Source organism: Pseudomonas sp. HP_08, assembly GCF_055284095.1.
Genome location: NZ_JBTOQC010000012.1, coordinates 538015 through 551117, shown reverse-complemented (window position 1 = coordinate 551117; position 13103 = coordinate 538015). Strand labels below are relative to the sequence as shown.

10 protein-coding genes are annotated in these 13103 nt (G+C 45.3%); 6 read left to right on the top strand and 4 right to left on the bottom strand.

Translation table 11 applies throughout. The features are described from left to right. Window positions 1-37 precede the first annotated feature (37 nt). From ACYAS9_RS14030 to ACYAS9_RS14015, 4 genes are all read right to left on the bottom strand, one after another. The gene (locus tag ACYAS9_RS14030; protein WP_463568893.1) at window positions 38-928 is read right to left on the bottom strand and encodes a phytanoyl-CoA dioxygenase family protein; all 891 of its coding nucleotides are present in this window, start codon (window positions 926-928) and stop codon (window positions 38-40) included. Window positions 929-1001: 73 nt separating this feature from the next. Then, window positions 1002-2237 carry a glycosyltransferase gene (locus ACYAS9_RS14025; RefSeq protein WP_463568892.1) on the bottom strand — a complete coding sequence of 412 codons (1236 nt, stop codon included), beginning with the start codon at window positions 2235-2237 and terminating at the stop codon, window positions 1002-1004. Between the two features lie 95 nt (window positions 2238-2332). Further along, the gene (locus ACYAS9_RS14020; protein WP_463568891.1) at window positions 2333-2596 is read right to left on the bottom strand and encodes a DUF6137 domain-containing protein; all 264 of its coding nucleotides are present in this window, start codon (window positions 2594-2596) and stop codon (window positions 2333-2335) included. Window positions 2597-2631: 35 nt separating this feature from the next. Next, complete coding sequence (locus ACYAS9_RS14015; protein ID WP_463568890.1) at window positions 2632-4218, bottom strand: GMC oxidoreductase; 1587 nt, start codon at window positions 4216-4218, stop codon at window positions 2632-2634. A 466-nt stretch (window positions 4219-4684) separates the two neighbouring features. Between ACYAS9_RS14015 and ACYAS9_RS14010 the strand changes: the two genes are divergently transcribed. The 6 genes from ACYAS9_RS14010 (at window position 4685) to ACYAS9_RS13985 (ending at window position 13056) form a co-directional block, all read left to right on the top strand. After that, complete coding sequence (locus ACYAS9_RS14010) at window positions 4685-5836, top strand: 2-deoxy-scyllo-inosose synthase (protein WP_463568889.1); 1152 nt, start codon at window positions 4685-4687, stop codon at window positions 5834-5836. Window positions 5837-5968: 132 nt separating this feature from the next. After that, window positions 5969-7768: a hypothetical protein gene (locus ACYAS9_RS14005; protein WP_463568887.1), complete on the top strand. Its 1800-nt coding sequence runs from the start codon at window positions 5969-5971 to the stop codon at window positions 7766-7768. A gap of 1 nt (window position 7769) precedes the next feature. Continuing rightward, window positions 7770-9020, top strand: coding sequence for an aminotransferase class III-fold pyridoxal phosphate-dependent enzyme (locus tag ACYAS9_RS14000; RefSeq protein WP_463568886.1), 1251 nt, complete (start codon window positions 7770-7772; stop codon window positions 9018-9020). Next, on the top strand, window positions 9017-9748 hold the full coding sequence (locus ACYAS9_RS13995) for a PIG-L deacetylase family protein (RefSeq protein WP_463568885.1): 732 nt from the start codon (window positions 9017-9019) through the stop codon (window positions 9746-9748). Before ACYAS9_RS14000 ends, ACYAS9_RS13995 begins: the two co-directional genes overlap by 4 nt. 94 nt (window positions 9749-9842) lie before the next feature. Then, the gene (locus ACYAS9_RS13990) at window positions 9843-11117 is read left to right on the top strand and encodes a DegT/DnrJ/EryC1/StrS family aminotransferase (RefSeq protein ID WP_463568884.1); all 1275 of its coding nucleotides are present in this window, start codon (window positions 9843-9845) and stop codon (window positions 11115-11117) included. Window positions 11118-11223: 106 nt separating this feature from the next. After that, on the top strand, window positions 11224-13056 hold the full coding sequence (locus ACYAS9_RS13985; protein ID WP_463568883.1) for an ABC transporter ATP-binding protein: 1833 nt from the start codon (window positions 11224-11226) through the stop codon (window positions 13054-13056). The last annotated feature ends 47 nt before the right edge of the window (window positions 13057-13103 follow it).

Genomic DNA, 13103 nt, shown 5'->3' with positions numbered 1-13103 from the left:
AGGCGGTCTGGCGCTGGTTAACAGGCTGCCGTGGTTACTAATCAAATTTTTCTTCACGGAGGAACGACTTACGATCTTCATTTTGTTCTGATTTTTGCATCAACTCAGCGCCCATTAATTTGTTAGGTTGACCACGGCCTAACACCGTCATTGGATCCTCAAATCCATGAACATAGCCTAAAGCGAAGGCTCCACATTGATAGCCCATGAGGCGTAGCAATTCGTCTGGCAGCGTACGGGCAATTTCTAGTGAGCAAGACAGATACTGGTTTTCCTCTTGCCGAAGCCAACCAAGCGCATATGTTAGGTTAATGGCTGATCTGACTTGATCTGAACGGTTGGCTCCGCCGCCGTGATACACCTTACCGTCATAGACAAGCACTGATCCTTTTTCCATCTCTGCTGGGAAGCTGGCCGTCAAATCATATTCGACACTGCGCCCAGCACGATGGCTACCAGGCACGATCCTAGTTGCCCCCATTTTTTCAGAAAAATCGGTCATGGCCCACAAAGTGTTGCATTGGACGTGGTAGTCATTAGCAAAAGGAAACATATCCCAAGCGACTTCATCCTGGTGCAGAGTTTGCGCCCTGGCGCCTGGATATATAGATATGAGTTGTGTGCAATGGATCTGAAATGTTGTCGCGTGAGAAAGAAAGCGGCGGGTCGTTTCAAGAATAGTCGGGTTGAGGATCAGTTCACGTGCTCCTCTGGATCTTGCAATCAGGCCTCCTGTGCGCTTAGTTTTTCTACCGAGTATATTATCAGGTCCAAAAGGCGTCGCCATAGTGTGCGATTTTAGTTCTTCAGAAATACGGTCCATAGTCGTGCTGGATACCAAGTTGTCAATAATGGCATATCCGTGCTCTTGCAAGCACTGCAGGACCTCTGTGGCAGAGGAAGTGTTTTTAAGGTGGATCAGTGACATGAGCAATCCTCTAGATGATATGGATTTTTACAGTGTGAGGCTTATTGTTTCTTTGTGAGCCTAAACTGTGTTTTTATATGCGGGAAGAAGTTTTGTGGCGGCTTTCGGTTAAGTTGTATAAGTCTAATATTTTATCGCCAATAGCAGATGTAGAATAGTGTTGCTCTATATAGGCGCGCAGTCGAGTTGGGTTGGTGATTTTTGAATGTTGTCCAGATAGTACTGCCTTGATTCTCTCGATTAGCTCGAAAGTGTTCTCTGGTGCTACAAGCAGTTCAGGAGTAATGTCGTAAAGGATTTCCGGGAGTCCACCAACTGCAAATGCTACGACCGGAATACCGATGGCCAGAGCTTCAATGCTGACCCCTCCGAACTCTTCATACATTGATGGCATCACGATTAAACTGCATGCAGCTATTGCCAATGGCACCTCATGATTTGAGATAAAACCGGTAATGGAGACCCAGTCTTGCAAACCAGCTTGGTCAATTGCTTGCTGTAGTCGAGAGCGTTGTGGTCCGTCGCCAACAATTAATAATTCACATTCTTGTTTGCGAAGCATCTGCGCAATAGGGATGAGGTGATGCCACCCCTTTTCTTTCGCGATTCGACCGATAAAACCTACTGTTTGGCGTTTTAAATTGTACTGAACACGGAACTCGACTACTTTTTCTTGTATGGGTGGGGAGAATTGGTTTGTATCGACCACGTCTGGTATGATCGCAACATGACGAGAATGATGTATAAATTTTGAGGCGGTTTGTTGGGTGAGTGTGACTACGGTGAAAGCCGTACGTGCTGCTTTGCGCTCTAGCCAGCAAGCGAGGCGGTGCTGAATCTTGTCTGTCCAAGAGTGTGGGGTATAAACTGCAAGTCGAGAGCAGTGTACCGTCAAAATAGCAGGTCGACATAGCATTCTAGGTGCTAAACAAGCAATTATAAGTGCGGGGATTTGGCCGTCGAGGTGTATGTGGATAATGTCAAAGTCATGATTGTTTCTTATTTTAAATAATGCAGCCAATGTTGACAACGCCCATGACTGTGTCAGTCCTATCAAACCGCTAAACTCAGACCGTATCCGTGGCATTGGTAATAGCCTACGTTCTATCCAGAGAAGCGGATGTAATTGTCTTAGCTTGGGCAGGCCTGGGAAACCGATGGTCATGACATACTGAGAAACACCCTGCTCAGCAAGCCAAACTGCTTGTCGCCATGTTTGAACCTGCATACCTCCTACCGAGTCGTATGCCACTGGCCACGAGACAACATCCGGGTGGTGGAAGAAAGGAGTAAGCTTTAAGACTTTCATCTGAGTTATATCTCTAGTGAAATAAAAATTAACGCGGAATTAGAGGGTATGTTGTGGTAATGGTTTGGATCGAAGAGTGTTGCGGCTCTAAGGGGTTAAAATTCCTTGAGGTTGTTTGTTAATTTCGTGTGTAATAAAAGCGTCAGTGTGTCGATGGAGAATGATTGATTGGCTGATGCCAATATACCTGTCTGGATGTCAAGCGTTGCTTCAAGGCGGCTGAATATTTGCTCTCGGTCACGTGTGTTTAGTTTGATTGTATTAGGGGGTTCTGTATTTTTTTCAATTTCACCAGTTACATTACATATGGTGTGAATAATAAGTTTTTTTATGAAGTGGTCAGGTATTAGTATGTCCATTGCGTGATTTTCCATGATTGTAAAAGTATCTGTGCTCAGGCCTGGCTCGTCCTGTTTTTTGTAAGGCGGACAATATTGCAAGAAATTCTCAGGGCGTTGGCTTGGATAGTTAAGGTAGGATTTAGCCCGCCTGGGTACGGCATGTAGCTGCCGTCTGCGACATAAACATTTTCAAGTGAATGGAGCTTTCCATCTTTATCTACTACGGATGTGCGCGGATCATCACCAGCTCTGCAAGTACCGTGTAGGTGAGTGCTACCCATTCTGAAGGCTGAGGCCTCATGTTGTATGTTCTTTGCTCCAGCGGCTATGAGCCAATCAGATGAGCGATCTACCATATAAGCTAAGCGCGCAAGATCTGTTGGGCTAGTTGTATAATCGATCATTATCTGCGGAAGGCCTGAAGTATCCTTTTTATGTGAGAGACGGATTCGGTTACCGAGAGATGGATGATCCGCTAAGATGGTTTCCACGCGAACTACCAAATCATCATCCTGTAAATAAAGAATGTCATCGTGCTTGGCTTCGTAAATCAGTCCGCCTACTCCGGTCGGGCAGCGTTCATCCAGATAGTGATCAAGCGTACACACTGTCGAGAACGGTCCTCTATAGCCTATAGGGTGATCATTAATTTTTTGTCGATCAATTTTTACCATGCCTTGTGAGTACTCGCTGAGTTTCATACAAAGACCTCTGCCGACTAAGTCGTAATCATTGCCAAGACCGTTTGGGGCGTAAGGTGTAATAGAGCGTAGTAGTAATGCTGCGGTTTGAATTGCATTGCACGCCAGTACGAATCGATGCCCATGGAGCAATCGGGTCTGTCCAGTCTCAGTATCTGTACATTCGATAGCGCTCGCATGGCTGGATTTTTTTTGTTTCAGTGCTAATGCCTTGACTCCGGTGAGTAGAACAAAGTTGGCCATATTGGCCAAGGGGCTTAATAATGTGCTCACCACATCACGTTTGGCTCCGCGAGTGCACTGCTCTGTAATACATAAAGAGCAGTTGTCGCAGAGTCTACGATCAATTGCTACAGGAGTTGAGCGAGGAGATAATCCCAAGCGGATGGCACCTGCCCAAAGATATTCAGCAGGTAGGCTTAACGTATGAGGTGGCTGTATAAGTTTGCGCTCAAATCCAGCATGGTCTACGCATAAGCGTGACTCGATCTCTAAATAATAAGGGGCGAGATCGGCAGCATTAATAGGCCATTTTACGGGTAGTCCATCAACACGAATGCGATCACTGGGGTCAAAATCGAAGTCCGTGTATCTGAATGAAGCACCACCGTAGAAAACGGTACCCCCCCCAAGATTGCGGGTACTCCAAGGCCAGCCTTCTTTAGACCAGCCAAGTGTAGAGTTTCCAGCCCAAGCATGTTCGGTTTGCGCGTCGACTTCTGAATTCTTTGTGTTGGCATTAAGTCTCGCACCTTCCTCTAGCAAAAGCGTGTGAAGCCCTGCCTGAACAAAAGTATCAGCAGCAACTGCACCAGCTGCTCCGCTACCTATAACAATTACATCGAAAAAATCATCTACTAAACCCTTTGACTGCAGGCCATGTATATGGGAAGCGCCAAGCGGTGATTCTTCGACATGAGACTTCGGCAAATAGAACATTTTTAATATCCTTTGGCTTGGCTTTATGAAGGCGGATTATGTGCCTGCCTCAAGCAGTAAAGTAATCCTAGCAGTAGGTTTGAAGTCTTATAATTATTTAATGTTGACAGATTGTGTGGTATTCCTCTGTTGAGTTTGTAGGGGGCTTCTAGTTTGTAGGACTTTTCCATATCTGTAGGATTTTTCTATATTCTATAATTGTAGGAATCTTCCGATATTTTCCCTTTTTGTAATGTGCGCTGAATTAAGTATTGACGACGTAATGATTTTGGTTTTAGTTTGATATTCATGGTTTTCTGACTTGTGAGTTTACTGGCTGGTGCTCTAAGAGTGTTCTCTGTTTTATAGAGGTATTGCTTGGGGAAAAAATTGTTCACGTTGCGTGGTTGCAATTATTGATTGTCGGCTGAGTTAGCTTTGGATGTTGATTTCTCGAATGCGGCTTTTAAATAGTTAAGGGGCTTTTATGCGCAATTTACAGCTTCAGTTTGAAGATGATTGCTACCCGATATGGATTGGTGTTAAGTGCCTAGATGAAGTCGTATCTAGACTGCACGAGATAGGCGCTTCAAGCTATCATTTCATTACTGATAAAACCGTTAATGAACTACATACAAAAATTTTGTATGAGCAGCTTTCAGATAAAAATCGTGCCAGCTTGTGGGTAGTTGAGGATGGTGAGGTCTCAAAAACGCTGGAGGCAGTGGAAGGGATAGCTCGTCGAATGATACAGGCGGGGTTTGATCGCAGCGGTGTGATTATCGCTGTTGGGGGGGGGGTCATAGGAAACCTTGCTGGATTAGTTGCTGGCTTATTTTTTCGTGGAGTTCGCTTTGTACATGTACCGACGACATTAATAGCAGCGGCGGACTCTGTCGCCTCGCTTAAACAGGCTGTAAATCTTCCTGAAGGGAAAAATCTGTTGGGGTGTTTTCATAAACCTACAGTCGTTCTGATCGATATTAGCTATCTTCGAACGCTACCAGCAGCGCAAATTCGATCTGGTATGAGTGAGATTATAAAAAATGCACTTACTGTCGCTGTGGAGAATATTCCACTGCTCGAAAGAGGCTTGAGGTTAGACGCTAATTATTCTGATTCGGAACTCATGCTGATTGTCGAAGCAGGTTTACTAGCGAAACAGAAAGTAATGAGGTTTGATAGGTTTGAGCGAAAGGAAGCGTTAGTATTTGAGTATGGGCACACTGTTGGTCACGCAATCGAACTTTCAGCAGAAGGTCGATTGCCTCATGGAGATGCTGTTGGTCTAGGAATGATTGTGGCAGCAGAAATCTCAAATAGACTTGGAATGTTAAGTAATAAAGACCTAGAGCTTCATTATCATCTGCTCCAGTGTAATGGGCTTTCGGTAAGTTTGCCGCTTAAGGTTACTGTCTCAGAGGTTATGGCCTTATTGTCTAATGATAATAAGCGAGGTTATATCCGCGCTCGCCCAAACCAAATTGCTATGATTCTTTTGGAGCGTATAGGATTTCCGGCTGGACCGATTGAAAGGCCTTTGGTGTTGGTTGAATCTTCGCTTATTCAAGCTTGTATTGAGTGTTGTTTGGTTAAGGTCGTGAGGGGTGGCCTGTGTGAGGGTGTTAATTGGGTTTAGAGTTATATAAGTTGAAATGTCGAAGATTTCACTTGTGGTCGATTTGAAGCTTTGTAGTTTATATGTCATGGTTTTGTATTGTGGCTAAGAATTGGAGCTTAATATGTCTGCTAAAGTGGGGCTGCCAGAAATATGCGTATTGAAATAGGATCAGCGCTTAATCATCTTTATGAGGTTTCTTCAGCGGAGCCTATGGATAAATATCTAGTCGCATGCGCCAGTGTGCAGTTTTGGGCTGATCTGATCGCTGCTATTAAAAAAGACAAAAATTTCGTCGCTAAAAAAATTAAAGTATTTGAAGAGCAACTTTGTCTTTCTGAATCTGACGCCGATCATGCTGCACATGCTTTGTTGGATCGTACAGTGCTGACATCAAAAGGTATTAGGCGTGAGTGCTCAATAAGTTTCACGCTGAATAAAAATATATTGCCTGATGTGTTGAGTAAAGTACTCCATCTTCCAATGCCTGAATGCTGTGGTTATGATCTTGCTGATCTGGAGTTGATTGCCTACGATGCTAAAAAACTTTCTTTGCAGGTGGGCCTTGGTCGAGCATTTCTAATTGTTGGGATTCGTACCGGTGGAGTATATCTTGCTCCCTTTTGGAAGGCAGCTTTAGGAAACCTAGGCGTTACCAATGTGCATTGGTGTACGACACGACCGACCGAAGATAATACAATATCGGATAGCTTGAACTCAGGTCTGGCTTGGTTGAAACAGTGGTATGCTCCAGTTGTGGTAGTAGTTGATGATCGTCCTGATACCGGGATAACTATGATGCGCGTAGCAAAGCGCCTGTTTAATTTCCATGTGGATCTGTGGTTCTCTAGTATCGGAAATCTTTGGCGTAGTTTGGCCGCGCCTCCAATCACCTTGTCAACGCCAGCATGTGTGACACACGAACCACGAGTTTTGCGGCTTTGGGAGTGCTTACTACCAGATAAACATTCCAAGTTTATGGCTAGACTCAGAGCCATCCCTGGCATACCGCCGATGCCGGTCCAGGCCCGGCTAAACTTCCGATGCTCGCAAAATGAAGTACGTTACGGCTTCGGTCGAGCTTGGCTTCCTTGGAATGATCCAGAGATTATAAACAAACATCGGTCCTTGGTTAACCCACGCAAGACGCCGGTCGAGATCTTAGGGTCTGATAATAGAATACTATTGCACTTACATTTTATCGGTGAAGGCGTATTTGGTCGTGCTGAGTTTGAACGCGTGCGGGAAATGAACCCAGTAGGTATGAACTGGCTAGTTGATGGATATTTAATTACTGTAGATATTGGGTTCGCGCAATCATTTAGCGCGAAGTTTTATTTGGCGAAGTGCGAAGAGCGGACTGATTTGTTACGCCAGGCAGCGAACTGGTTAATGGTTCCTGCATCGAAACCTATCGCTCATACATACGATAGCCCTTTAGTGTTTTCTCTTGAGCGGCGTTGGTCTAGATTGGCACATGTCATGCGCGAACGTTGCAGTTGTGATTCTCTGTTTGAAGTTTCAGGTCCATTGAGTGTGTTTATGTTGATGCCAGTCTCTTGGCCAGGTCGCGAAGGGATTATGTTTCGTTCTTCATTGCCATACAGTTGTGGTGGATGGCATTGGCAAGTTGATTTATATGGAAGGCTTCACCGCTTTCAGTTGGATGCAAACTGGGGAGGGATCAGCTTTTCTGAGTTGGAAGTGGCGGTTTTTATTCTCGACAATAATTTGAATATTGAACATGCCGAGCGGCTCGCATTTTTTTGCAATCTCAGTTGGTCGAGCATTCAGAGTAGTTTGTCTTTAGCAGTGCTGACGATTCTGGAATCAAGGGTGCACGGTGTAAGGAAGCTGAGTAACACTGGGCGAATTTCCTTTTGCAAAGATTTTAATCTGTTAATTCGGACTGTATCTAACTTGTCTGGGAGCCTCATCCCATTGTGGGAATAATATGGACAGACCTCATAGCATTGTTACTGATATTTACACGGCGCTACCCAAGCTGCGGGCTGTCAGTTCAAAAGATGCCAAAGTACTGCTATCAGATGGTAAGCAATATATTGATTTGATGAATGGCAAGGGTAGCGTTACGCTCGGACATCATCATCCAGCAGTAAATGGTGCGTTAACTCATCATTTGCATAGTAATGCTGCATCTGCAACTTGCTGGAGCAATGTGCATGAGGAACTAACCAATCGGATTATTAGCAACCTCGGAATCAAAGATACACAGGTTGCTCTATTCAGTACGGGGACGGAGGCCTGCCGTGCGGCTGTTCAGGTTGCTCGGAAATTCACGGGTCGCCACATCGTTGTGAGTGCTGGTTATCACGGATGGGGAGATTACTGGGACAGAAGTGATGATCTACTAGAGATTAATGGAAGTGGGATCGTCGACTTCTACTTTGTGCCTCAATTACTTGAGCAGGTTCTTGAACGTTACCGTGGAAAAATAGCACTAATGATTTTGTCGCCTGACTATGTGCACTTGCAGTCGGATACGGTTCGTCGGCTAGCGGAGATGGCGAGGAGCGAAGGTGTACTGCTTTGTTGCGATGACGTCAAGCAAGGGTATCGATCAACATGTGGCTCTCAATTTTCACTAGCTGTCGGCTTCGATGCGGACCTATATGTTTTCGCTAAGGGACTAGCAAATGGTTATCGATTGTCTTGTTTGTTGGGTAAAAGCGACGTTATGGCGAGTGGTAAAGAGTTCACCTATACGGCTTATTTCGACACTACTCCAATAGTAGCGGCTTTGGCTACTCTAAAATTCATGGATAGCCATAATGGTTATCAACGCTTGGTCAGGTGCGGAATAACTTTGGCTGTGGAGCTACGTCGTATCATTCAGTACTTAGAGTTACCAATCCAAATCTATGGTGACGGCCCGCTTTTGCAGATCGTAGGTGCGACTCACGCTCTTGATCAAACCCTATATGCAAATTGTGCTATGGCAGGCCTGCTTCTCTATGAAGGAGATAATCAAGCGGTCTCGCTTGCTACTATCAATGTATTTGACGAGTTGCTTGAACGTTTCGAGGTGGCGCTAACTAATACTTCGAAGCAGTTAGGAGAAAATTTTTATCCCACTACCGTTAGCCAGAAGAGACGTTTCCAAGCAGCTTTTAAAATGATGGATGGAGCTGGCGATTTCGTTTCTGTTGATAAAGCGATTAGATGGATAAAGGAAGAGCGATGAGCACGGAATGTTTAGAGCCAATGTTTGGAAAGCGAATTTTATTTTTATCACCACATGCGGATGATATCGCCTATTCGATAGGGGGTACTGTTGCACGCCTTTCAATGCGAGCGGATTTACATCTATTAACTATTTTTGGTCGTAGTGGATGGATGCTGTCTGAGTCGATGCGTAAAAATTCAATAGACGTAATATCTGCACAGCGTGAGCAGGAGGATCGCGCATATTGTGTCCGGCGAAATATTCTTTACGGTGCTTTATCTTGTGCTGATAGCTTTATTATGGGGTACGACGATGCGGCCGAGCTGAGCAGTACCGCTGTCGATGATCCCAGGCTTGAGAAAGTTGTAAGTTTGATCCGGAGCGCTGTACTTTCTTGGACACCGCAAGTGGTGTTTGCACCATGCGGTCTTGGCGGGCACGTGGATCATCAGATAGTTAGGTACGCCGCTGATACGTTGGATGGTTTTCAGGTTATCTATTATGAAGATATTCCTTACTGCTCGTATTTGTCGCTTACAGAACTTGAAGCGCAGCTTGCCTTTCGAGGTCTAAGACTATACATGAAAGTTGGTATTGATGCAGTGTTAGGAAAGAAGTACAAGGATATGTGTGGTTACACTTCTCAAGTCAGTATATCTGATGTTTCGGGGATGTTGTTTCATGCTAGACGTATTGGCAATGATTTGGAAGGATGTGTTGAGCGTCTGTGGTGTCGGGCAGGCTAGTGGTTTAAATTAAAATTAGCAGTATGAAAGAATTTATGTTTTCTGAGTTTTTATTTTATTTTATTTTGATTATCCCTTATTGAAGGAAGTGTTTATGTTAGAGAAATTAGCTATTTGTGGCGGTGCTGCAGTGCATGATGGTACATGGCCTAATTGGCCGCAAAGTACTGAAAATACAAAGCGTAATATCGATGCTGTACTGGACAGTCATCGATGGTCGGTTAGTGGGCAATACCGTGGTGAGTTGTCTTGGGAAGAGCGTTTCGGGTTGGCCTTTTCGAGCTACACTGGCGCTAAACGTTGCGTGCCCTCTTCAACGGGCACCGCCAGTTTAAGCATGGCTTTAGAAGCCTGCGAGGTTGGGGCATATGATGAAGTTATCGTACCAGGTATGAGCTGGATTGCATCAGCATCTGCGGTTCTTGGGGTTAATGCCATTCCTGTACTTACCGATGTTGATCCCAAAACCGGTTGCCTTGATCCAGTGGCACTCGAAGGTGCAATCACTTCGCGTACGAGAGCTATTACTGTAGTACATCTTGGGTCAGCGGTGGCTGATTTAGACCGATTGGTAGCCATTGCTCAGGCGCACTCAATACCATTGATTGAGGATTGTGCTCAGGCACATGGTGCTCGTTATAATGGTCAACATGTAGGGCGTTTCGGTGTTGCAGGAACTTTCTCGATGCAGCACAGTAAGCTGCTAACAAGTGGTGAGGGTGGAGCAGTAATTACTGATAATCTAAAACTCGCACGCCGCCTGGAACATTTACGAGCCGATGGTCGGACAGTCTCTGCAAAACCGCCTCGAATAGACGAAATGGCGCTGATAGAGACTGCCGAAATTATGGGTAATAATTATTGTCTCTCTGAATTCCATGCAGCCATTCTAGTGGCGCAGCTCGAAATTTTGAATGATCAATCAGCGCGCCGAAATCGTAATGCCGCTATGCTTGACAGCTTTCTGACCTCTCTCGGTTTCTTCCCACAGGCTACTGCTCTCGGAACCACAGAGCGTGCATATTACTCTTACGTAGTACGCTTGCCGCAGTCAATTGTCGAAAAGTATGGTGCTGAACAGTTTGCAGCAGCGCTTTCGGCAGAAATTCGGTTGCCCTGCAAGACAATGTACAGTGCGCTAAATCAAAGTCGTCTCTACAAGCCTTTGTCACGAAACCGTTTTATGCTAGACAAAGAGTTTACCGATGCGGTCGATCCGGCCCGCTATCATTTGCCTATAGCGCAAGATTTTTCTAGGTCATGTATTGCCCTACCTCATCGTATGTTGCTAGCTGATAAAAACTCAATAGAGTGCGTAGCTGCTGCTTTCGAAAAGGTAGCTCGACTGCTTAATAACACAAGTCCTTGAACAGAGTTATAATAGAAATATATTGTTGCAGCTTGTTTTTCATAGTGTTGCCCTCCATTGAGGAGGGCGTTCTACGTGAATTATGAAATATCAGTGAGGCTATATTTTGTTTGGTTTCTTTGAAAAAATGCTTTGTCCGTTTCCTACGGTTAATCCGTCATTACCCCCTCGCGGATTCTTTGCTTTTATGTGGGTGTGCATGCACGGCGTTCGTGGCAAGGTCGTCGCATTGGCAGTACTCACTATGATTATGGCTGCTCTAGATGTGATAGTAATAGCCGTGCTGGGACGGGTCATTGACTGGCTTAGTGTTCAGCCACCGGAACGTCTGTGGGTTGATCGAGGCAAGCTTCTGTTATGTCTGGGTGCTGTAATGATAGTTAGCATCGGGGTGGTGGCTCTGCAGACGCTCGTTAAGCATCAGGCTATTACTGTGAATCTGCCCATGCGACTGAGATGGAATTTTCACCGATTAATGTTAGGCCAAAGTATGGCCTTCTATCAGAATGAATTTGCGAGTCGTGTCACGGCTAAGGTTATGCAAACCTCAATTGCGGTGCGTGAAACTGTTTTTGTTTTAGCTGATGTGATAGTTGCGATGAGTGTATACCTCACTACCATAGTCATCCTGCTTGGTGTTATTGAGGAAAAATTAATATGGCCATTTGCGGTCTGGCTACTTCTCTACACCTCTGCATTGATATATTTTGTGCCTCGTCTTGCTCAGTTAGGTCAGCAACAGGCTGATCAGCGAGCTTTGTTAACAGGACGTGTAACAGACGCCTATACCAATATTGCTACTGTCAAATTGTTTGCGCATGCGCAACATGAGGCAAGGTTTATACGTAAGGCGATGCTCGAATTCACACGTACTGGCTATGGCGAGATGCGATTAGTGAGTGCCTTTGAGATAGTCAATTATTTCTTAAGCGTGGGGCTGACGATTGGCACAATGGTTACTGCGTTATGGTTGTGTTCGATAGGTACAGTGGGGGTTGGAGCTGTTGCCGCCAGCACTGCTATGGCATTGAAATTGCTAAGCATGTCGCAATGGTTGATGTGGGAAATGGCTAGTTTATTCGAAAACGTTGGCACAGTTCGGGATGGTATCAAGACGCTGTCTACCCCACCTACAGTTATTGATGCACCTGATGCCGTCCCTCTCGTAGTGACACATGGGGAGATTTGCTTTGAACACGTGAGCTTTAGTTATTCCAAAAGCGGTCGTCGAATTCTCGATGGTCTAAATATTACCGTAAAGCCAGGTGAGAAAATTGGTTTGATTGGTCGCTCAGGGGCTGGTAAATCAACATTGTTTAATTTGTTACTGCGATTTTATGATTTAGATGGTGGTCGAATTTTCATTGATGGAAAAAACATAGCATCTGTTACACAGGATTCGTTGCGTAGTCTGATCGGCATGGTTGCGCAGGATGTATCGTTATTACACCGATCCATAAATGAAAATATTCTCTATGGTAGGCCTGAAGCGACGTTAATGGAGGTTGAGTCGGCTGCACGGCGTGCAGAGGCAAATGAATTTATTCACGAGCTTGGCGAAGTAGGCAAACACTCCGGATACGAAGCACATGTTGGAGAGCGTGGTGCCAAGCTCTCTGGTGGTCAGCGTCAGCGTATAGCCATTGCACGTGTGATGCTGAAGGACGCACCAATCTTGCTACTCGACGAAGCGACCAGTGCACTCGATTCTGAAGTTGAAGTCGTAATCCAGCAAAGTCTTAACCAGCTAATGAAAGATAAAACTGTTATCGCAATTGCGCATCGCCTCTCAACCATCGCAGCAATGGACCGCTTGATCGTGCTTGATGGGGGGAAGCTTGTTGAACAGGGCAGTCATTCGACTCTCCTGGCCCAAGGAGGTCTTTATGCAAAGCTTTGGGCACACCAAAGCGGAGGGTTCCTAGGCGATCCTAAGTAAAAAATGACGCAGTTATATCTAAATCCTGCATCACGCCACTCATCGGA